21 protein-coding genes are annotated in these 21,971 nt (G+C 44.5%); 11 read left to right on the top strand and 10 right to left on the bottom strand.

The window, feature by feature from the left end:
- Window positions 1–2 precede the first annotated feature (2 nt).
- The 5 genes from MTO98_RS25725 to MTO98_RS25705 all read left to right on the top strand — a co-directional run bounded on the left by MTO98_RS25725 (window position 3) and on the right by MTO98_RS25705 (window position 3,960).
- Window positions 3–779, top strand: a complete 777-nt coding sequence (locus MTO98_RS25725; protein WP_243481845.1) for a DUF4099 domain-containing protein — start codon at window positions 3–5, stop codon at window positions 777–779.
- Complete coding sequence (locus MTO98_RS25720) at window positions 779–1,381, top strand: hypothetical protein (RefSeq protein WP_243481844.1); 603 nt, start codon at window positions 779–781, stop codon at window positions 1,379–1,381. The genes MTO98_RS25725 and MTO98_RS25720 overlap by 1 nt, the downstream gene beginning before the upstream one ends.
- Window positions 1,382–1,392: 11 nt before the next feature.
- Window positions 1,393–1,875 (top strand): hypothetical protein, encoded by a 483-nt coding sequence (locus tag MTO98_RS25715; RefSeq protein ID WP_243481843.1) that lies wholly within the window; start codon window positions 1,393–1,395, stop codon window positions 1,873–1,875.
- 482 nt (window positions 1,876–2,357) lie between these two features.
- Window positions 2,358–3,128 (top strand): hypothetical protein, encoded by a 771-nt coding sequence (locus MTO98_RS25710; RefSeq protein ID WP_243481842.1) that lies wholly within the window; start codon window positions 2,358–2,360, stop codon window positions 3,126–3,128.
- A gap of 52 nt (window positions 3,129–3,180) precedes the next feature.
- Window positions 3,181–3,960 carry a hypothetical protein gene (locus MTO98_RS25705; RefSeq protein ID WP_243481841.1) on the top strand — a complete coding sequence of 260 codons (780 nt, stop codon included), beginning with the start codon at window positions 3,181–3,183 and terminating at the stop codon, window positions 3,958–3,960.
- Window positions 3,961–4,017: 57 nt separating this feature from the next.
- Here MTO98_RS25705 and MTO98_RS25700 read toward each other — a convergent pair whose 3' ends face one another.
- The 3 genes from MTO98_RS25700 to MTO98_RS25690 all read right to left on the bottom strand — a co-directional run bounded on the left by MTO98_RS25700 (window position 4,018) and on the right by MTO98_RS25690 (window position 5,061).
- Complete coding sequence (locus MTO98_RS25700; protein WP_243481840.1) at window positions 4,018–4,236, bottom strand: hypothetical protein; 219 nt, start codon at window positions 4,234–4,236, stop codon at window positions 4,018–4,020.
- Window positions 4,237–4,276: 40 nt separating this feature from the next.
- Complete coding sequence (locus MTO98_RS25695; protein ID WP_243481839.1) at window positions 4,277–4,540, bottom strand: hypothetical protein; 264 nt, start codon at window positions 4,538–4,540, stop codon at window positions 4,277–4,279.
- A 149-nt stretch (window positions 4,541–4,689) separates the two neighbouring features.
- Window positions 4,690–5,061, bottom strand: coding sequence for a hypothetical protein (locus tag MTO98_RS25690; protein ID WP_243481838.1), 372 nt, complete (start codon window positions 5,059–5,061; stop codon window positions 4,690–4,692).
- Window positions 5,062–5,296: 235 nt separating this feature from the next.
- On the opposite strand from MTO98_RS25690, the gene MTO98_RS25685 reads away from it, so the two are divergent.
- From MTO98_RS25685 to MTO98_RS34330, 3 genes are all read left to right on the top strand, one after another.
- Window positions 5,297–5,482: an SDR family NAD(P)-dependent oxidoreductase gene (locus tag MTO98_RS25685; RefSeq protein WP_243481837.1), complete on the top strand. Its 186-nt coding sequence runs from the start codon at window positions 5,297–5,299 to the stop codon at window positions 5,480–5,482.
- Between the two features lie 165 nt (window positions 5,483–5,647).
- Window positions 5,648–5,974: an SDR family oxidoreductase gene (locus MTO98_RS25680; protein WP_256464319.1), complete on the top strand. Its 327-nt coding sequence runs from the start codon at window positions 5,648–5,650 to the stop codon at window positions 5,972–5,974.
- Entirely contained in the window at window positions 5,962–6,048 is an 87-nt protein-coding gene (locus tag MTO98_RS34330; protein WP_256464382.1) for a hypothetical protein, read from the top strand. The genes MTO98_RS25680 and MTO98_RS34330 overlap by 13 nt, the downstream gene beginning before the upstream one ends.
- A gap of 57 nt (window positions 6,049–6,105) precedes the next feature.
- Here the strand turns inward: MTO98_RS34330 and MTO98_RS25675 are convergent, their stop codons facing one another.
- The 3 genes from MTO98_RS25675 to MTO98_RS25665 all read right to left on the bottom strand — a co-directional run bounded on the left by MTO98_RS25675 (window position 6,106) and on the right by MTO98_RS25665 (window position 7,099).
- A complete protein-coding gene (locus MTO98_RS25675; protein ID WP_243481836.1) occupies window positions 6,106–6,306 on the bottom strand; it encodes a hypothetical protein in 201 nt (66 codons plus the stop codon).
- Window positions 6,303–6,596, bottom strand: a complete 294-nt coding sequence (locus MTO98_RS25670) for a hypothetical protein (protein WP_243481835.1) — start codon at window positions 6,594–6,596, stop codon at window positions 6,303–6,305. The genes MTO98_RS25675 and MTO98_RS25670 overlap by 4 nt, the downstream gene beginning before the upstream one ends.
- Before the next feature lie 65 nt (window positions 6,597–6,661).
- A complete protein-coding gene (locus tag MTO98_RS25665) occupies window positions 6,662–7,099 on the bottom strand; it encodes an Hsp20/alpha crystallin family protein (RefSeq protein WP_243481834.1) in 438 nt (145 codons plus the stop codon).
- Between the two features lie 214 nt (window positions 7,100–7,313).
- Here MTO98_RS25665 and MTO98_RS25660 point away from each other — a divergent pair, with 214 nt between their 5' ends.
- Window positions 7,314–8,081, top strand: coding sequence for an HAD-IIA family hydrolase (locus tag MTO98_RS25660; RefSeq protein ID WP_243481833.1), 768 nt, complete (start codon window positions 7,314–7,316; stop codon window positions 8,079–8,081).
- Between the two features lie 84 nt (window positions 8,082–8,165).
- Here MTO98_RS25660 and MTO98_RS25655 read toward each other — a convergent pair whose 3' ends face one another.
- The 4 genes from MTO98_RS25655 to MTO98_RS25640 form a co-directional block, all read right to left on the bottom strand.
- Entirely contained in the window at window positions 8,166–8,342 is a 177-nt protein-coding gene (locus tag MTO98_RS25655; RefSeq protein WP_243481832.1) for a histone H1, read from the bottom strand.
- 921 nt (window positions 8,343–9,263) lie between these two features.
- Window positions 9,264–11,108, bottom strand: a complete 1,845-nt coding sequence (locus tag MTO98_RS25650; RefSeq protein WP_243481831.1) for a discoidin domain-containing protein — start codon at window positions 11,106–11,108, stop codon at window positions 9,264–9,266.
- A 556-nt stretch (window positions 11,109–11,664) separates the two neighbouring features.
- Complete coding sequence (gene galE / locus MTO98_RS25645) at window positions 11,665–12,693, bottom strand: UDP-glucose 4-epimerase GalE (protein WP_243481830.1); 1,029 nt, start codon at window positions 12,691–12,693, stop codon at window positions 11,665–11,667.
- 93 nt (window positions 12,694–12,786) lie between these two features.
- Complete coding sequence (locus MTO98_RS25640) at window positions 12,787–14,154, bottom strand: glycoside hydrolase family 27 protein (protein ID WP_243481829.1); 1,368 nt, start codon at window positions 14,152–14,154, stop codon at window positions 12,787–12,789.
- A gap of 568 nt (window positions 14,155–14,722) precedes the next feature.
- Between MTO98_RS25640 and MTO98_RS25635 the strand changes: the two genes are divergently transcribed.
- Together MTO98_RS25635 and MTO98_RS25630 are read left to right on the top strand one after the other, a co-directional pair.
- Window positions 14,723–17,539, top strand: a complete 2,817-nt coding sequence (locus tag MTO98_RS25635; RefSeq protein ID WP_243481828.1) for a hypothetical protein — start codon at window positions 14,723–14,725, stop codon at window positions 17,537–17,539.
- A 341-nt stretch (window positions 17,540–17,880) separates the two neighbouring features.
- Window positions 17,881–21,960 carry a hybrid sensor histidine kinase/response regulator transcription factor gene (locus tag MTO98_RS25630; protein WP_243481827.1) on the top strand — a complete coding sequence of 1,360 codons (4,080 nt, stop codon included), beginning with the start codon at window positions 17,881–17,883 and terminating at the stop codon, window positions 21,958–21,960.
- The last annotated feature ends 11 nt before the right edge of the window (window positions 21,961–21,971 follow it).

Raw genomic sequence — 21,971 nt, 5'->3', positions numbered from 1 at the left:
GCATGGACCTGATCCGCTTTAAAGAATCGGAACTACCGATGAAGGACCTCGAAATCCTTGGGCTGGCCGTAGACGGTCAGCTCAGGCTTAAGCCTGATGACCTGCGCTCCTTACTGTCCGGCAGGCGCACATCGATGCTCCAGTTGCAGAACCTCAGGGCTGAAAACATCAAAATAAAAGCAATGGATGCCAAGATTTCCCTGACGACAGGGAAGGACGGTAGCACCGATCTTCTGATCCACCCGGTTTACAGGAAACCGGCGACCCCGGATTTTCTGGATGACCACGAAGCGGAACTCCTGGAAAAAGGCGAAGTCGCGAACCTCCAGAAATTGGTGACCGACAATAAAGGCAATAAGCAGGAACTACTGGTGGAATACGACCCGGAAACGCATGAATTTATCGTGTCCGACTCGGAAAAGATACTGGCACCGGATATGGTCAACGGCGAATTCCTCACGCCGGCGCAGAAAGAGAAATACCGGAAAGGTAAAGAAGTAGAGGTCGCAGACCACACCAAATTCAGTTACTCCGCAGTAGATGCAAAGGGGATCCGTTCTGACAAAGTCGCGCTTATCGCTTCTGTCCTGATCGACGGCGGGCTTTCCTATGTTGCTTACAAAGGATTGAACGCGCTTTTTAATCAGAAACGTGACCCCGCCGAAGCAGAAAAACTCAGTCCCGGGTATCATAAGGTCGTGGCTGACATGGAAGCAGAGAACCCGGTTCTGGATAACAGTCATATCCAGGTTGATGCCAGGCGCAGGGTATTCCGCTAATGCACCCGCTATTAACGAAGCTCGGGGTTTCAGGGGAGATCCAGGATTTTTTTGGTATCAGCGAACTGAATTTTCACTACGGCTCTTCAGTATCTGCAGAGTTCTTCGAGGAAGGTTTTCACTACGTCCCGGCAGCCGATCAGGCATGGATATGGAACACAAACGCCGGCAGTCATGTGGTGCTTACCGATTCTGTTATGGAAGCCATCGCCTTTTTATCCTGTAACCGGCATCGTTATCCCCGTCTCCATAATCTTGCCTTCGTTGCCCTGGGACGCCTGCCCGGCTGGCTGCAGCTCGCTGAAATTAATGCCCGCTTCCCCCAACGACATTTTATCCTCGTATTTGCAAATGATCTCCTTGGTCGCCTGACGGATGTTTATGTAGCGGCGGCTTTGAGGAACCATGTCCCGCGCCTGTTTTGGCGCGGGGATAAGGTTGAAATTATCTCCAGGGGCAGGGCGCTGCAATTTGAAGCAAATGACATCACCCTGAACGTTTTCCAGAAAGCATTTGGCATCAGGACCTGTTGCCGGACAATCAAACCTAAACGTCATGCATCCTTTTTGATCCTGCTGTTACAGCAGCCCCCACAACCTTAAAGATATATAATATGCTTAACAGGTATTACAATGCCGTGGACTTTAACGGAGAGGAGCTTAACGTCATGGAAATACTTGCCTGGTTCAAAGAACTGATCTATGAAAAGGGCGCGCGTTTATCAATGGGGGAAGAAGGGCTGAACAACATTTCCTTCCTTGGCGACGGCAGGGTTTGGTTCGAAAGTACCGGTGAACCTGCCACACAAAGGCTCCGGGAAATTGCGGAAGAATTCAGCGTTGGTTTCCTGCATTATTTCGGGAACAACAGCACCTATGGAGAAGCGGTTTATAGCCAGGGGAAACTTGATATAACCCTACTGGATGAGGATGACCTGAATACTATCGGCTACGATGATACGGCCATGCAATATGTTGTCGGCGGGGTGCCTTTTACGAACCACCGCCAGGCCATCGACCACCTTTTAGTGAAAAAGAAGCTGGACAAGCAATATCAGCAGCGGGGAGCAGCTGATCACAGGGCACGAAAACGGTAGTTTTCCACAAGTTTTGTTGCTGATTGTTAGGAGTTTTAAGGTCAGGAATGCGTCCAGAAACTTGCTTCTTACTAAAGAAGTTAGTACTTTTAACCATTGAATATGATGAAGAATATCTTTTATTTTATCGTCACCTCATGCATTTCCACATTCGCATTCTGGGGTTCACTGGGAGCAAAAAATCCGTTCCCGTTATACGCTGTCATGTTCGGCTTATGGGCTCTTTTTTTGTGGGGCTATAACAACCGCCTGAAGAAGGATGCCGCAAAACGTTTCAACGAGCGCATGTTCGAAAATTACATGAGGTCGAGGCAACGAATAAATAACCGGAGGTAGTACTCCGGGCAACATAATTTTATTATATTACATTTGTCCATTCGTGCGGGAAACCTCCCGCACTTGTGATAAGGTTTAGGTAAACCCCGGGCGGCGAGCGCTCCGGGGTTTTTTATTTTAACCCTGCACCTCTTACCCTTAATCTTATGAAAAATCCCGAAGACGTTTTCTTTAAATCAGAAAGCCGGATCTCACCTGTCGAAATCGTGATGAAATACGGCAAAATAAATCCCTGGGAATTTTACTTCAGGCTTGCGGAACACAAGAACTTCGAAGCGGCAAAAGCTGTGTTCGACCGCTGGGACGATGATTTCGTTAGGAAGTCAGATGCCTACCTGCTTACCAGGTTTGTTCATTCCGAGTGGGCAAAGGAAGCGCGAAACGTTTACCTGGCCCATTGTTACCTGATGAAGCTGATCCGGGAAAGAAACGTCCGTGATCAGTTCGCTTTGGAAAATGACGATCAGGAAGATGTCGCTACGCTTCGGCGGTTGGCCGGGATACTGCCGGAGATCGACATCGGCGGTACTTCGTTTACGGTGGACTGGAAATCGCGCGAATTACGGGAGACTGGTCACCCTGCCAACAAAATCGATATTACCGCAATGGCATTAAATTACTTTAAAGACGGGTACGAAGCCTTGTATGATACAGGCCACCGCCAGCTTTACACCATCGGGGAAGGGATTCACGAAATCCCGGAAAACGTTTTGCTGTTACATATCCCTTATGAAATGGAGCTTGATCCGGTTGCCGTGGCACAGGAAAAAGGACTTGATGACCTCGTCTTCTCGAACGGCCACCCGGTGCGTAACCATCTTAAAGGGTATTTATGGCCCATTGATCAAAACACTTTAGCGCAGTTGCCAAAAAACCAGGAAGCTGCACCGCATTATCGCCGCCGGATAGGCAGATGAGCCTGGCCGCGCTCTCATTTCTCTACCTGAAACTTGTCTAACAGAAAATTTTATGGAAACACCTGAAGAAATCCTTTTTAAATCAACAGGCAATATTACCGTCCCGGAACTGACGGAAAAATACGGGAAATTAGGTCCCGGAGATATCGTGTTCAAAATGGCCGAACATAAGAACTTCGATGCAGCGAAAGCTGCTTTTGAGACCTGGGACGATCTGGATGTTTTCGATTTGCAGTATTTTCACACCCAGGCCTTTCCACATAAGGAATGGATCGACGGGTCGGTTTATAGGTATATCGCGCACTGTTTCGCCCTCAAACTCGTATCGGACAGGAACAACCGGACCCCGGACGATACGGCACAGCCCGCTACTCCGGAGACACTCACCTTACGGCGGCTGGCAGGAAAGTTGCCGCGTATTGATATCGGCGGTATTGATTTTACCGTTGACTGGCACCTGCAGCAGCTGCGGGAAACCGAAAAGCCATGGAATAGGCTAAATATCAGGGATATGGAGCTATTTACCGATGGAGATGGCTATGTGTCGTATTACCACGTGTTCAATCACGAACTTTTTCAGATGGACGACGATCCTGTCGAATTGCCCGCGCATGTCATGCTCCTTCAAATTCCCAATGAAATTATTCTCGATCCGATAGGGGCAGCAAGGGAGCACGGCTTGGGTGACCTGGAATTGCTCCGTGAATTCCCGATCCTGGAAGTGATCAAAGGTAACCTGATTTCCCTGTCCGAAACGGCGCTGCCGGAGATCGTGGCTCAAAATGCTGCTAAATTGCAGCGCGATGCAGGCACCCGGAGGATTGGCCGCTAAATCCCCGGCCAGTTTTAACTATGCGATCAGAGGGCTGGCTCAATAAATGTCCCTGGTTTAAAGAGGGAATTTACAGTAATATTTATTGATATAGCCAATGCTCGCCCAAAATTCCGGTATGCAGTCACCTACAGTTAACTCAGGCCCCAAGGCCCATTCAAGTGTAAAGCGTCCGTCCGGATCTTTGGGTTTTGCCGGGCTGCTGCTGAAATAATCATATAAGGCCCTGTCCTGTAAGGAAAGGCTATCCCTATATTCCCTATCTTCGTCGGACAAGGAATATAATATGCTTTATGTTTTTTATTCATCTTTTTAACTAATCCCTGAAATATACGAATGATAAAGGCAAACCTGCCTGGTAATTCGATGTTCCCAATACTCCCCTTGAAATAAAAATCAATCGCGTCGAATACATTTGCTTCGGGAGCATAAATCCGTCGATCACCTGGTCGCAATTCAATATCCTGAATACAAAATTTGCGCGTATTTCCCATTCTTCATAATCGAACCGGATTACATTACCATCAACAAACGGCTTTGTACAAGGTGGCCGATAATACCGGGCCGCTTTCCACTTCATCAGGTTGACGTTGTTCTACTCGCATACTAAAGTGCCGTCAGCCAGATAAACAATCTCTTTTCCACCCCCCTCTATAAACTGAAAATCGTAATCGATGTTTTCAGCTTCCGGTATTTCCAATACCGGGTGACTTCTTCTGCCATTTTCATCTACACAAATCTCCCGTGGTATTCCAAGCCAAAAATCTGATCCCTGCTGACAGCCAGCTTAGTCATACGATAATATTCAACGGCATCGAACCAGCGCAGAAAATTCGGTTCGACCCGGCCCCCGTCCTGGAATTTGATGTCGATGCCCTGGAAATCAAAGATGACATCCGTTGGGAACAGCTTCTCAAGGAATCCCACATTTTTGATCATTGCCCCAATCGTAATGTCGCTACAGGAATAATTCCTGTAACCCCCAGATCGCGCTCCGAGCTTTTCAAGTGGATGACGTTCAGCATACAGCTGTGCTCCGGCGGAACAACATGTTCGCGCCATCAATTTCAATGATCTCAAACGGCTTTTCCATATCTCCATTTAAAATGGTTCCGGCGAACCGAAAACTTCATATTCCGCCAGGGCTGAATGCTCGGTACCCCAATGTTCGTCTTCGCCATAGAAATCGGAAAAATCAGGGACGCTCATCAGGTAATTCCGTGAATTCGGGAGAACATCCATGTAAAAGACTATCGCCCCCGAAAGGGCGAGATCTCTTCCCGATTGCTTTAAACGCCTACTTTGCTTTCAAAAACAGAATAATAAGATAAAGCAAATGGAAAATACAGGAAAATTAAATGGAAAAGTCGCCGTCATTACAGGCGCATCCAAAGGGATAGGTGCAGGTATTGCAAAAGCATACGCCAGAGAAGGCGTAGCTGTAGTTGTCAACTATGCCAGCAGCCGCGAAGGCGCTGACCAGGTGGTCCTGGAAATAACCTCAGCCGGGGTAAAGCAATAGCCGTTCAGGACAGCGTGGATAGCGGAGCCGACGTCAGGCGACTCTTTGAAGAACAGTAAAAGCATTTGGAAAACTGGACATCCTGGTTAATGCAGGCGTATACAGTTTCGCCGGAATTGAAGAAATTACAGAAGAATCTTTTCACCGGATGTTCATATCAACGTTTTGGGCAGTATATTGACTACCCAGGAGGCTGTTAAGCTGTTTGGCGATCAGGGCGGCGTGATTATCAATACCGGTTCCATCGTATTCACCCTGGATATGGCAACGTCGTTGATCTATACGCAAACCAAATATGCAGTAGACGCCATGACCCGCATCCTTGCTAAGGAACGGGGCCCTAAATATATCAGGGTCAATTCGATCAATCCGGGACTGATCGAAACCGAAGGCTCACACAGCTCCGGCGTGACGAATGGCGATGCGGAAAATGGCATGTTTCAGAAACTCCGCTTGCCCGTGCCGGCAAGCCTCAGGATATTGCCAATGTAGCTATATTCCTTGCTTCTGATGATTCATATTGGGTCCATGGCGAAACGATTGCCGTGGCCGGTGGTCAGCGTTAACGATGCAGTTGAATCGATGGCAGCAGCAACAGCCATTGATTTATTATTTAACGCTCATCAAAACTGGCCAACCCAATCGTCATCATTTTGCTGGGGAAAGAATATAGAAACAATCCAAAGCAATACGCAGGTTAGCAAAAGATCGCGGTGCGGCAAAGTTTCTGTATGCTTGCTCAGCCATAACAGCATGTCCCATGCAAGTAGGATTACCGTTACAGTAATCATTGACGTCCGGATAAAAAACAGTTTATTTTTCATAACATTTCCTCGAGGTTCTTTAAGCGGAAGATCTCGCGTGCTATCAGTTTACAGTTTGTGCCGAGTTCATCCAGCGTACAACAAATAGTTTTGATCTTTACCGGCAAGTCGTTGACCGTTTCCATCAGGTCAATATGCAACGGACAGCTATCTTTAATTTTTTCGCTTCCCTGCAGTTGCCCGAACAATCCCCGGGCAATTTCCCGATCGTTACCGAATGCGTAGTGTCCGTAATCCACAAAGCCTTGCGGTGTTTTCAGACTCAATATGATATAGAAATGCGTTTTCATGTCGAACTCCCTATCAAAAAGGCCCCTGCATGCAGGAGCCCGTGGTTACTGAATACCATTAAACATTATTTGATCTCGATCTGTTTGCGCACCATTTTCGCTTCCTCGCGTTTGGCGATGTCTATGCTCAGTACACCATCCGTATAACCGGCTTCGATCTGGTTTAAGTCAGCACTGTCAGGTAATGTGAATGAACGCAGGAACGAACTATAAGAATATTCGCGCTTGCTGTAGTTTTTTTGACTGTCCTGGTTGTCTGCGGAAACTTCGACGGAAACACTCAACTGGTTGCGGTCGAGGTGAAGTTTAAAATCCTCTTTCTTTAAACCGGGTGCGGCCAGTTCCACATGATAGTGGTTCCCGCTTTCGCTGATGTTTACAGCAGGTACGCGGTTGGTCATGCGATCGTTAAAAAAAGTATCGTTGAAGATCGAATCGAAAACATCATTAAAGCCCGGCATTAACATGTTGTTGCGGTTGTGGTTGAATTTAACTAAGGTCATGGCTTTTTTCTCCTTTAAATTTTACTCTAAAAAATAATTGGACAATAAGATTATTTAAACCAAGCAGATCATTACAAGGCATATGCCAATACAAAGACGCTGATAAATTTGCAGTTTCCCGCTGAAAAAACATCAGCTCCGGTGCCATTTTTTCAGCCGAATTAAAACAAGGCTTTAGGTTACAGGTTCTTATGTTGTGAAAAAACATGGATTGATGATCGATATGGACGGCGTGATCTACGCCGGGGAGGAACTGATCGATGGTGCCGATGATTTTGTAAAAAAACTATTGAAGAAAAAAATCGATTTTACTTTTCTTTCCAATAACAGCTCGCGCAGTCGCGCCGAGGCTGTGGAAAAATTGGCTAAGCTCGGTATTGAGGTTACCGAAGAACATATCTATACCAGCGCGATGGCAACCGCAACATTTTTGGAAGACCAGGACCCGGGTTGCAGCGCCTACGTATTAGGCGAGGGCGGCCTGCTTAAAAGCCTTGATCATGCAGGAATACAGATTGTCGATAAAAAACCTGACTATGTAATCCTTGGGGAAGGCCAGGAGTTCAGCTTGGAAAGAGTTCATCAAGCAGTTGACATGATTCTTTCGGGCGCAAGGTTTATTGCAACCAACAGGGACCCCACTCCGCGTAAACCCGGCTGGAACAACCTGGGTATTGCGGCAACGGCTGCAATGATCGAAGAAGGCAGCGGTCGTAAAGCCTTTGTAATCGGAAAACCCAGCCCTGTAATGATGCGTTCCGCTGCTACATATATGGAACTTGAGCCCTCCCAAACAACCGTAGTTGGGGATACAATGGAAACTGATATCAAAGGAGGCGTGTATATGGGATTCAAAACCATATTAGTCTTATCGGGTATTGCTGAAAAAGAAAATCTGAATGCTTACGGTTTTAAACCAACGCTGGTCGTCGATTCCGTCAATCAGATCCAGTTTCCACTGAACTGGTGGAAGGATAAATGAGCAATTAGTTATATCCGTAATTTAATGATGCATAAAGGGCCGGTCATGATGACCGGCCCTTTCCCAAAACAGTTCTTAATTTGATTATTGTGCGTTCTTTTTCTCTGTAACTTCTTTGCGGATATCGGTGGCAAGAACTTTCAGCGCCTGCATGGCGTTGCGCAAGCGCGTTCCTGCAGCTTTATTGCCTTTGTCATAAAAACTTGCTGCATCGGCTTCCGCTGCTGCGATTACTTCTTTTACTTTTTGAAATTTGTCCATGATCTTATTTTTAAGGCGCAAAAATAATATTTCTGTGCAAATCCTTATGCTGGGCTACGCATGGACTACTGTAAATTGAAATCAACCGTCAAGCACTCAGCAGGATGACATTAAACGTGTACAGAAAACGCACACTCCTAAACTAAAGAAAGCCCTGATAGGGGAATAGGTAGACGATATATGATGGTCAGGGGATCAGGCCTGTGAATGATGCGGAACCATTTGAATTTATGCCTTTTCGGCCATTGTAAATAATTTTCAACGAGGCTGTGGCTTTTGCTAAGGCTGATGATATTTGCTGCGGGTTTCTTTTTCCGGTCGTTGATGTAAATGATCTGCATGATCTATCTTAAAACAATTTCGTGCCATCGGGCGGCGGAAAGGAATACCGCCGTCGTTTTGTCCTGTTCCTGATCGCACATACGCAGAACAACCGCGGGCAACATGCCGTCGGGATCACCAGGCGTAACTACAATATACGGCAGCTGAACTGTCGGCAATGTCCGGAGCGCATCCAATCATTTGAAACATTGATCGTTTCGGAACACGATCTGATGGGTTGGAAGCATTATAGGCAGTTAAATCGCGCTTGCAGGGTGGTAAAACCTGCCTTTGATAATTTTTAGCTATTGATGTTGTAATTATTTAGCATTAACATTTGTGCTATCCTTGTTGGTTGTGGGGTTTTGTAATTTAATTTAAAAGATAATAATTATATTATAAATATATCGTTAGATACCTATTACTAACAGATTAGATCACTGTCAGTTAATAGCTAATTAGGCAGGACGGGGTGGGTGGGTTGTGCAATCCTGCGTTTTAAATAAATGGTGCCATGGGTCGAACAACTTTACAATAAAATTATTCCCTTATACTTTTAAGATGGCCGGCGAAAGCTCTTCGCAGAATGTTTGAGGCAGTTTATTTCCTGCCGCTGATCCTAATGGTACCTGTATGAAGCGGCAACGGTTTCGTGTCAAACACCTCCACCTCACGGATTCCGAGCCAACATCCGTCATCCAGGCCATTTACTGTTATGCGAAGATATCTTGCATTGCTGGCATTGAATTTATGGACAGGCGTCCATATCACATTGGTGTCTGTTTTATCGATCATTGTTGTCCATGTGTTTTTATCTGAAGATACGTCGATTTTATATTGATAATAAAATCCGGGGTCCTGCCACATGATTCGGCATCCCGTCAAATTGTATGGTTTCCCCAGGTCCACCGCCCAGCTGTTGCCCAATTTACCACCACCCGTATACCAGGCAGATTCGAACTCACCGTCATTTGCCTTGACAGCATAGGTTCCGGCCTGCTGGCTGTCCGCGGTAGCTGTTTTGTGCAAAGCCACGTTTATGCCATCGCTGATCAGTTTCCATTCGAAAAGGCTTGCCCAAGAATATCCGCCTTTGACATCTATATGACCAATGGCGCGTACCCTGAAATAACGGCCCCCAGCAATCGAATTATCCACCTGTGTTTGATCTCCATTGGTGTTTCTGGATTTATCTATTACTGTAGTCCAGGAATTTTTATCTAATGAAGATTCAATGATATATTGATAAGCGGTACCATTATTTCTTTCCCAGGTTATCTCAGAAGACGATATCTTGTAAATTTGCCCGAGGTCTACCATCAGCCAATGCGGCCAGTTGCCGTTATCGGCGCACCACTTGGTAGCAGGATTGCCATCAAAAGCACAGCGGGCTTCATTTCCGTTCACGGTGTTGGCTACGCTTGCCTCGGCGGTTTTGTTTAAAGCAATATTATTGGAAGCGGGTTTAAGTCTCGCCGGTGCCTTAGCATTGCCGGTTATCGGATCAATTGTCCAGGAATCAGCCCATTCAATTGGCATTAGCCCTCCTTTACTGTCAAAATTCATCGGCAGCCACATATACCGGGAATCTTTTAAATCCCAGCCTTTCCACCTGTCTGCGACCATCACCAGCGTGCCATTGACATCCAGGACAAATGCGGTCTGGCTATCATAACTATTCCCTGTCGTGTTGCTGTAGAGCGGTTGCTGAGGCCCGTATGGCCCAAAAATATTTTTAGCCGTTTGCACAGAGTTATAGTTAGGGGCCCAACCGGTTGCTGCTGACGTGCAGAGATAATATAAGCCGTTTCTTTTAAAGATGACAGGGGCTTCCCGTCTGCCGCCGTCCAGTATTTTGCGCTGCTCAACTGCATCCAGATAGTCAGGACTCAACCGGTAGCAGATCATGTCGGTATTCTCTCTTGCGGTGGAAACAAAATAAGCTGTTCCGTCTTCATCTTTGAACAGATTACAATCCCTGGACATGTTGCCAAATGGCCTGAACTCCTTAATAAAAGTGAAATCACCATCCGGTTTATCGGAAACAGCGACAAGTGCTTTTGCTTCCCCGTAGTCATGGGTGTTCTCCTTGTGTACCCATAGTACGTACTTTTTTGTTTTATCATTATAGAGTACCTTGGGCCTTTCCAGGTTAGCCTCCGCCATGCCTGGTGTTGATGAGGATAAAACAACCTTACGAAAAGTCCAATTTTTTAGATCAGTAGAAGAATAACAATTGATCTTCTGCGAACTTTTGTTATCAGATCTGTCTTCGCCATACCAGTAGAAAGTTTTTCCTGCCTTTACTATGCCTCCGCCATGAGCCTGAATGACATTCCCGGAATCGTCCTTCCACGATAACCCCGGATTAATAGTAACCTGTGCCTCAGCCAAAAGCGCTGCACAGCAGACAAAAAGCATAAATAGGAGTGTTTTTTTCATCATGATATTTGGGATAATGGATATTAATATGCAGCGTGGTATTACTGATACGCTTTCCTGTGAATGTAATTGTAGCTTCTTATTGCCCTGTTATATCATTTCATTTGATGAAACGAAGCGGCTGGCAACCTTTATCGGTCATAGTACAGTGCCAGGATCTCTCCTGGCATTGCCACTATATAAACTAAACAAAAACTGCATATTAAAACCCCCTGCCTCATGAAGTTCCGTTTTGCGCTGCTAAATTGGAAATTCAATTTTAATCATAGGTGGCCCGAATTCACCTATTAAGGGGGACAAATTGGGCGATTTCCGAGAAAGATGCCAAGGGCTCGTTCTATTAAGATTTGTTTATTCTTTGGGAAAAACCTTTACCGCCATCAGGCATATCAAGCAACTTGTAACCAGAATAATAATAATTTCTAAAGCCATAAACGCAGTTTATATTCATCTTATTTATATTCTTTCTATTTTTTTAAGGCCTCCGGATACTGGGATAGCCTTTTGCCCGTTGCCGTGTATGACGGAGATAATAACCCGTTCTGACAACCTTTAAAGATTATAGTGGATGCGTGTGGATATATTTTTCCCATGCCCACGCTGATCCCATCATTTCTTTCAGGTCGCGTTCTGCTTTCCAATTTAATTTTGTTTCCGCTTTGGAAACGTCTCCCCATATTTTTACAATGTCGCCATCGCGGCGTTTCCCAATGGTATAATTTAGCTTTGTACCCGTTACCGATTCGAATGTATGAATCAGTTCCATCACCGAAATTCCTTTGCCTGTACCGATATTGAATATCTCATAATCAGCATCCATCTGGCCTGATTCCATTCTTTTAATGGCGGCAACATGCGCCTTTGCGAGATCGACCACATGGATAAAGTCCCTGATACATGTGCCATCCGGCGTGTCAAAATCATCGCCATAAACGGTCAGGCTTTCCCTTTTGCCAATTGCGGTTTGGGTAATCAACGGTACCAGGTTTTGAGGGGTGCCCCTTGGCAATTCACCGATTAAAGCAGATTCGTGAGCGCCCACAGGATTAAAATAACGCAGTGCCGTGACCAAAAGATGCTTACCCGCTAAAGTGACATCCCTCAATATTTCTTCGCCTATCTGTTTGGTATTGCCGTATGGGGATTCTGCCGGCTTAACGGGTGCATTCTCGCTGACAGGCAGCACGTCCGGTTCGCCATAAACCGTACAGGAGGATGAAAAGACAAAGTCTATCTTCCTTTGACAAATTGACTTTAAAAGGTTTACAAGGGAGCAGATATTATTGTCATAATATTGCAACGGGTCCCTTACAGATTCTGCGACAGCCTTAGATGCCGCAAAATGGATAATTCCTGATATTTTGGGCTGGGTATGAATCAAGGTGAAGACATCTGTCTCATTTTTAAGGTCAATACTTACGAACTCCGGCTTTATTCCTGTTATCGCCGCAATTTGGTCCAGGATTCGCACATTTGAATTAGACAGGTTATCTGCAATGATCACATTATAACCGCTGTGCTGAAGTTCAACAACAGTATGGGCACCGATGTAGCCTGTTCCACCGGTAACTAAAATCTTTTCGGACATTTATCGTTGTTTAATTTATCTGTTTGTTTGCTGCCGGGTGCGTGTTCAATAAATTGAGGTATGCTACGCGAGGTAATGCCCGCTGAGCATGTGCTATTTTCCGGATGTAACACGGTACAGTCCCGCACCATGTTTATTAATATCGTCGGCGAACTGACCTTTAAATGTACCCAGGTTGCTTTGTGTCCATAGATTCCGAACCTGGCAATCGCCGCTAAAACCCAGCTCTTGCAGGTTAACGGCGATTTGCTGCTTATCTTCACCTATATTGAATAAGCCTACATAAATGTCTTTACTGCCGTTTACCCTGGAATACCAAACCATCGCGCCGTCCTTTTTATATAATTGCTTTGGATCTCTTCCCTGTTGATTTGTTGCTAAAACTTCCGGATTGGAAAACAATTTTAATTCCAGCGGCCGGTTTTCGGGAAGGTTGCCCCCAAGCATCAAAGGCGAACGGTAAATGCACCAAAAACTCATATGGCTATATTGTTCATCTACAGAAAAACGGCTGAAACGCTCATTTCCTACCGGCCCCCGCTTAGAGAGCTTGCCTATCTGGATCATGTCGCAATCGGGCCAATGCCCTGGTCCGCCTGTGCCTTGCCATTGGCCCGCATAGTCATACATTTTTTCCAGTTGATCCCAGTTGTCCCAAAAGTCATCAGCCATGCGCCACATATTGGCGTATTCAGCCACATGATCTTTCTTCTGAATGGGTGTTTCACCCGGTGACAGGCTCAGGACAATCTGCCTGCCGCAATCCTTGATGGCTTTTTTATAGCCTTCTATTTCCGCCGTATGATAAGGCCGTGATATATCATCTACTTTGATAAAATCTACGCCCCAGGACGCATATAGCTTTAACAGGGAGTTCAGGTATTCCTGTGCTCCCGGCTTACTCATGTCCAGTCCGTACATATGGTTTAACCATGTGCATTGTGACTCGACATTGGCTATCATATCAGCGGTGATTCCTTTTGTGCCCAATACAGGTGATTTGGTTGCCACAGCCTGACGCGGAATGCCTCTCATTACATGGATACCGAATTTCAGACCTAGAGAATGAACGTACTTAGCCAGGGGTTTGAAGCCGTTTTCTCCCGTAGCTGAAGGGAACTTGTTCGGTTGTGGGATTAATCGCCCCCATTTGTCCATGGTTAACCATGGAGAGAAACTGCCATCCGCGTTTTTGGTTTGAAAGGGATTGCCAACCCTGCTTCCGGGGGGATTATCGAATGACCATAGAAAATCGACGACAATATACTGCCAACCGTATTGCTTAAGATTTGCGGCTACGTAGTCAGCATTTTCCTTTACTTCATTTTCATGTACCGCAGATCCAAAACAATTATAGCTGTTCCATCCCATTGGTGGGGTAGTGGCAATACCACTATTTCGCTGAGCATAAGCCGCTGGTAAACAAAGGGAAAAAAAGAGCAGTACTCTAAGAACTTTCATGGTTGTGATTTTAAATGGGCCGGTTAGTGGTGTTCACTAACGGAAATTATAATAATTAAATCGGTTGTCGATGCACTGCCATTGATAATGATCAGGCCGTACGCAATCAACTATAATCGGTTAAGAGAACCGCGCCCAAGGTCCGAATTCTCAAGGGCGAAATTAGGATAAGAAAATAAAAGATCAGAGGGTCAATCTGTTCAATTTTGGGGGTATAATCCGTAATTGGCATAATTGTATCACGGCCATGTCGTTAATTTTCCTGGACACATATGCAAGGGCCACTCGAAATTAAATATAGGCAAATCCAACAGTCCCATAAATCGGCAGCTTTAACAAACAGATTCACTAAGCAGGACAACAATCAAGCAATCCGGCTTTAAAAATATGAATACCATTTTGTACCTGCATATTTACAGCATTCACCCTCATAGTTGCTTTTTTTTAGTGGTTTCTTTGCTTCAACCATTATGGAAACAAGAGCAACACAGATAGCACCATCAATGGTCGATAAACCTGCATTTTCAAGAACATTAACAGGTAAATACCATAAATACTTTTTGTTACTATGTCAAAATTAAAAGGGATACTTGTTTCCATCTTCTTCAGTATGATCTGTTGCGCCGGCTATGCCCAAAATCAGCCATCGGCCGCCTTCGACAAGGTCTTAACCGGTTTAGATAATTATAATCGCAGTATGCCGGTTGAAAAAGCTTACCTGCAATTTGATAAATCTTATTATGCGGCAGGTGACACCATTTGGTTTAAAGCGTATCTGATGAATCAAGCGCTCGGTTTTTCCCTTTTAAGCAGCAGATTATACGTCGAGCTGTTAAATGACAGCAATGCGGTGATCAGACACTTTGCTTTTCCGGCGGTTGTCGGCCTGTCCTGGGGAAACATCCCCCTGAATGCGGAATATGTTCATGATGGGAATTATACCATTAGAGCTTATACCAACTGGATGCGAAATTTTGGGAACGACTATCTGTTCACACGGCACTTTCATATCAGTAACCAGATGCAGAACAGATGGCTGATATCATCAAAAGCAGCGCTGACACAATTAAATGGGAAGGATAAAATAGATATGAACCTCAAATTTACTACCCTGAATGAGGTGCCATCCGGACTCCGTGACCTTCAGTTGCGTGTGATAAACGGCACAAAGGTGCTGTCGCGTAATAAAATTCAAACGGACATTGAAGGAAATGCGCGGATTGATTTCAATATTCCCGCCCAGGCTCCTTTGATGCATCTCAGCATCGGCTTACAGGACATCCAGGACAAAACCCGATCACTGGTAATCCCTATAAGAGTGAACAGGCCCCAAGATATTGATATACAGTTTATGCCGGAAGGCGGATCATTGGTTAGCGGAATACCTTCGCTTATGGGATTTAAGGCGATAGGCGAAGATGGTCGGGGAGTTGCTGTTACAGGTAAAATCTTTGATGACGCGCAGAATGAAATAACGGCAATCAATTCTTTACATAATGGGATGGGGGTTTTTGAAATGCTGCCTGAATCTGGTAAGAATTATCACGCTGAAATCACTTTCGACGGGGGATTGAAAAAGGTAGTACCTCTGCCCGTACCCCTTAAATCAGGAACCGTTCTGCGTATCGTGAATGCCATGGAAAAAGACAGTCTTACCATTTCCGTTTACAATACCTCTGAAAATAGTAATGGACAACAATATCATCTTATCGGACAAGCCCGGGGAGCGGTTTGCTATGCCGCATCTTTTAAACTGGAGGATAATTTTTGCAATATCAAGATTGCCAAAAAACTGTTTCCGGACGGCCTGGCTCATTTTATTGCTTTGAATGCTGTCGGGCAGGCGACTAATGAACGGATAACCTATATCAATCATCAGGACAATTTGCATATTGATTTGAAGACGGATATCGGTAATTTGTCGGTCAGGGACAGTATACCTGTACACATAAGTGTCAGGGACAAACAGGGAAGACCCGTTGTCGGCAGTTTTTCGCTGGCCGTGACCGATGATGCACAGGTTGTTCATAGTGCGTTAGCTGATAATATTTGTTCCCGCTTATTGCTGACGTCTGACCTGAAAGGATATGTCGAAAATCCGGCCTATTACCTGGAACAAAACGAGCAATCGTGGCGAGCTCTGGACGCTTTGCTTTTAACTCAAGGCTGGATCGGTTATGACCTCCGGAAGATAGGAGAGCCGGTCAAGACGGAGTTTTACCCCGAACCTGAATTTACCGTCAGAGGCCAGGTTAAGAATGCGTTTAATAAACCGATCAAGAGCGGAAATGTAATGCTCGTGTCCATGGGAAAGCGGGTATTGGTAAAGGATACGCTTACAAACGAGGAAGGCAGGTTCGTGTTTGATAAATTTCCACCAGTTTATGACGGCCCTTTCCTGATTTCGGCAAGAAATGCACATGGAAGGGTAATCAACGGGGGACTGAATGTTGATGAAAAGAGCCAGCAACCAATACCGTACTCAGACCCTTTTTTTGGAGATGCCTGGAATGTAAATACTGACAGCATTTTCGTCAATTTTATCAAGTCTGACGAAAACTACCGGGGAACCCTTAACCACAAGATAAACGGGACAACCGGCACGATGTTGCAGACTGTGGTAGTTAAAAGTACGCGAACCATTAAAAACTCTCATAATCTGAATGATCCTGAAAGCACGGACCAAACTTTAACTGAAGATGTATTTGTGAACGCCGGGCGGACCTCCCTGTTAAGTGTGATGCAAAAAATGGTAGGACATTTCCACGAGGGTTTTCACCGGGGCGGCAAAAGCACCGATCTCGAATATTTTATCAGGGACAACCCGATCAGGTTTATTTTTGATGGCGTCGACCTGGAAGGATTATACGAGCCGATCGGTGGACAGCCCAATGAACATTACGAATTTCAAAAACAATTTCTTGAAAACATATCGGCTGAAGATATCGTGGGAATTGAGGTTATATATAACAAAAACCAATTATATAACGCGCAATATCGCACACGACAAACGCAGTTTACGACAAAGGGAACTGATTCGGCCGGGTCCGACTTTGCTTACCTTGAAATTACTACGCGGACCGGCAGGGGACCTGTCATTAACAGATCTGAAGGTATTTCCATTTATAAGCCGGTTCAGCTTGAAGAATACAAACAGTTCTATAGGCCGCGTTATCTGTTTAAAGACAGGCAGCCCGATAATTCAGATTTGAGGTCTACTATTCACTGGGAACCAAATATTGTGACAGACAACAACGGTACATGTACCGTATCATTTTTTGCCGCGGACAGGCCCACTACCTATACCATAAGGGTTGAAGGCGGCGATATGAATGGAAAAATAGGCTATCAATATCAGCAAATCACCATTCACTCACGCAAATGACAGCAACATAAACAGGACTTGATCCCCAACAGCTAAAGATATGACGGATATCACCCCCTTTACTTATTGTTCGCCCCCCTTAGTGTTATTTAAATTTAACTTTATTTTCGCTGGGTATCCCCGCGCCCCTGTTGCCTTAAACCTTTTCAAATTGAAACAGCTATTGTTTATGTTTAACGAATACCTCCGATGCCGTAAGCATCAAGCTAACCTGCAGGACGAGCTATGTATTATGCCCCCGGTAAACGGACAAAACATTTGTCGCTATGCAAAGAAAAAATTAAGTTGTACTTTTGAATCCATTATAAACGCTCTTCTCCTATACCAATTTTAAGCCGGATATGTATTTAATTAACAGGTTTCCTTTTCTTGTTTTACTTTGTCTTTTTTTTACTTTTCAGGTTCATGCTCAAAAGGCACCGGTAAGAAAAATTGGCATTGATCAGGGCCTGTCCAACAACGCAGTGAACTGTATATTCCGTGACCCTTATGGCTTTATGTGGATAGGGACCTATGATGGTCTTAACCGCTACGATGGCTATAATTTTAAAATTTACCGTAATATTTGGGGAAATAAGCAATCGCTGATTAATAATTATATCATCGCACTCGCAGGTGATGAGAATAATTTATGGATAGGGACGCAAAAGGGACTTAGCAGGCTGAACTATGGCAATGCTCTTTTTTCATCTATAGATTATATTCCCTGGCATAAACGGGCCAGGCAGAAAATCACTTCAGACATTAACAATCTTGTCATAGGAAAATCCGGGATCGTCTATGTCGCCACAAATGATAATGGTTTACTCCGTTATTCAGACAGTCAAAAAGCATGTGAACAAATCGCTCTTGAAGGGGGGATCACAAATTATACCGTACAGGGCCTCGCTGCAGACAAATCCGGAAAAATCTGGCTGTTTATCAAAGATACGGGCTTGTGTGTGTATGAGCCGGAAACTAAACAGATTAAAGTAATCAATAACCAACTCCAGCGGGGAAGCTGTTTGGCCCTTGACGAGAATAAAAACATCTGTATCGGTACAGAAAACGGTCTTTATATTTTCAATACCGATAAACAAATCTTAAACAAATCAGCATATAGCCTGTCCAGCGAAAATATTACAAAGATCACTATTGCTAAAAATGGTGACTTATGGATCGCGACCAATGGGGGCGGGATCAACATTGTTCATAAGGGCGACAGAAAGATAACCTATCTTTTACCTAGCGAATCCAGCGGAGCAATAGGCAGTGGGGCTATTTTTGATATTTACGAGGACGGAGAATTGCGGAAATGGATAGCGACCCTGAGGGGCGGCGTCAACATCATTGATAATGACGGGTTGAAATTTAAAACAGTTACTCATGATCCCTTAAGCGCCAACAGCCTGATCAATAATTTTATTATTTCCTTTTGTGAAGATGAACAGAAAAATCTATGGATAGGAACGGATGGCGGCGGTTTGAGTTATTACAATAGTAAAACAAATTTCTATACCAATTATACCCATCAGTCCGGGAACACCAACTCGATCAGCAGTAATTTTATCGTCAGCATTTTAAGAGACCACAGGGACAATATTTGGATAGCGACTTTCAGCGGAGGAATTGACCTGTTCAATAAACAGACAGGGCAGTTTAAACATTATTCCTGTTACAACACGGCAAAGAAAGTAGTTGAAAAGAATTTATGGAAGCTATATGAGGACCGGCAGCACAATATATGGGCGGGCATTACCAAAGGTGGTGCTTTATATAAGTATGACGAACAGGCTGACAGTTTTAAGTTATTTGATGAAAAATTGACTAATATACATACGTTGTACCAGGACAATCAAGGCGTTTTATGGGCTGCTGACTACACACACTTGATTAAGGTCGATATTAGCCACAAGAAGCACACATTTATCCCTATCGGTTTTGCTATCAGAAGCATGTTGGAAGACCGAAAACATCGCTTTTGGATAAGTACCGAGGGTGGTGGGTTATTGCTGTTTGACCGCGCTAAAAACACTTTTACCCGTTATACTGAGAATGATGGTTTGCCGAGTAACTCGCTCTTAAACTCGCTGGAAGATAATCAGGGAAGAATTTGGTTCAGTACATACAACGGTCTTTCCGAATTTAACCCGGAGACCCGAAAATTTCAGAATTATGATGCATCTGACGGCCTGCAGAGTAACCAGTTCAATTATAATGCTGCAGCAAAACTTTCGACCGGCGAATTGCTGTTCGGTGGTATCAAAGGGTTTAACCGTTTCTACCCCGATAGTATAAATTCCGTATCGCATCAGCCGAAGTTAAGATTTACCTCCTTTATGGTCGACAATCAGCCTCTGGAAAGTACCCCGGAACTAAGCAAGGGGGTTCCGCTGGTAAAGCTCGATCAAATTACCATACCCTATAACCAGGCCAGCATCGCTATAAGCTATAGCGCGCTTGAATATTCTTTCCCCGATAAAATACAATATGCCTATTACCTGGAAGGATGGGACCATAGCTGGAATGTCGTAGGACATCTGCGGACTGCCTATTATTCCCGGCTGAATGAGGGAAGCTACCTGCTGAAGATCAGGGCGACGGGAACAGATGGTGTTTGGAGTAAGAACCCCTTAGTTATCAGGCTGGTCATTCTTCCGCCCTGGTACCGTACATGGTGGGCGTTTGCCCTTTACTCCCTGGTTATCGCCGTGTTTATTTACCGGTTATGGCTTTATCATACGCGGCAGACGAAACTAAAATATGAAATAGAAATCACCAACTTAAAAGCAGAACGCGACAAAGAGCTCAATGAAAAGAAACTCTCTTTTTTTACTAATATATCACATGAGTTCAGGACGCCTTTAACGCTAATCATCAATCCGATCAAAGATTTGCTTCAACACAGCGAACAAAAGGATAAAAACGACTTAAATACCATCTATCGAAATGCTAGACGCCTGCTTGGGCTGGTGGATCACCTGCTCATGTTCAGGAAAGCCGAGAGTGAAAACAATAGTCTCAAGATCGTTAAATTAAATTTCACACTGGTATGTAATGATGTCTACCAATGCTTTGTACACCAGGCCAGGACCAAAAACATAGCTTACCAGTTTAACCATCCGTCAGAAGATATTGAGCTTTATGGAGATCGCGAAAAGATTGAAATTGTATTGTTTAATTTAATATCGAATGCCATTAAATTTACGCCGGATAACGGAAAGATAGATGTGGACATCAGGCAGGATGAAGATGTCGTCATGTTACAAGTGTCCGATAGCGGCCGTGGGATCGCGGCAGGCATCGGTGAAAAATTATTTGACAAATATTATCAGATCAAAGATAAAAGTTCGTTGAAAACCGGATTTGGAATCGGCCTTTACCTGGTTAAAACCTTTATCGAAAGTCATCATGGGCAGATCGCGTACACCAATAATCCCGAGGGGGGAACCAGCTTCCTGTTAAAATTTCAAATAGGGAAACTGCATTTTAAAGCGGATGAAATCTTTGAGGCTTCTGACGCGGATCAGAAGCATACCTCCTTATTGAACCAGGATTTGGAAATAGACGAGCTCCAGCCAGCGGACGATGAAGGAAGTAACCAGTTGGAATTACTTATTTCTGACCGTCAAACGGTACTGATCATCGACGATAATGCGCAGCTGCGCGATTACATCGCCAAGATCTTCAGAAAGAATTATAAAATTTATGAAGCGGAGAATGGAAGTACGGGGTTGGAGATGATCAAGCGTTACCTGCCTGACATCATTATAAGTGATATTAATATGGATAAGCTGACAGGCATAGACCTCTGCCGGACGATCAAACAGGATTCTTCGTTAAGCCATATCCCGGTTATCCTAATCACAGGGGATTCCACACCGGAGTTACAATTAGAAGGGATCGAGGTGGGAGCGGTTGATTTTATCAGCAAGCCCTTCGAAAAGGATCTGCTGATTGCCCGTGTGAACGGAATTTTAAAGAGTAAAAAGGAGCTGCAGAATTATTTTTATAACGAGATTACGCTTAAAGGAAATACGCGGAATATCTCGGAAAAACATAAAGATTTTTTATATCAGTGCGTTTCGATCATTGAGAATTATATTATTGACAAGGACTTTGATGTCAAAACGATTGCCGATGAGATGGGTATGAGTTATTCCAGCCTGTTTAAAAAAATCAAAGCGATAACAGGGCAGTCCGTTAACAGTCTTGTGCGCTTTATCCGTATCAGGAAAGCTGCCGAGTTGCTGATCAATACCAATTGTAATGTAAATGAAGCAGCTTTAAACGTGGGGATCAATGACATCAAATATTTCCGGGAGCATTTTATTAAGCTTTTCGGTATGAAGCCTTCAGAATTTATGAAAAAACACAGAAGTGCTTTTCACAATAATTACCGGGTAGAAGATGCTATGATCAACTCACAACGCCAGATTTAAGACTGTAGTGG

It is taken from the genome of Mucilaginibacter sp. SMC90, assembly GCF_022811725.1.
GTDB lineage: Bacteria > Bacteroidota > Bacteroidia > Sphingobacteriales > Sphingobacteriaceae > Mucilaginibacter.
This window is presented reverse-complemented; position numbering and strand designations above follow the sequence as displayed.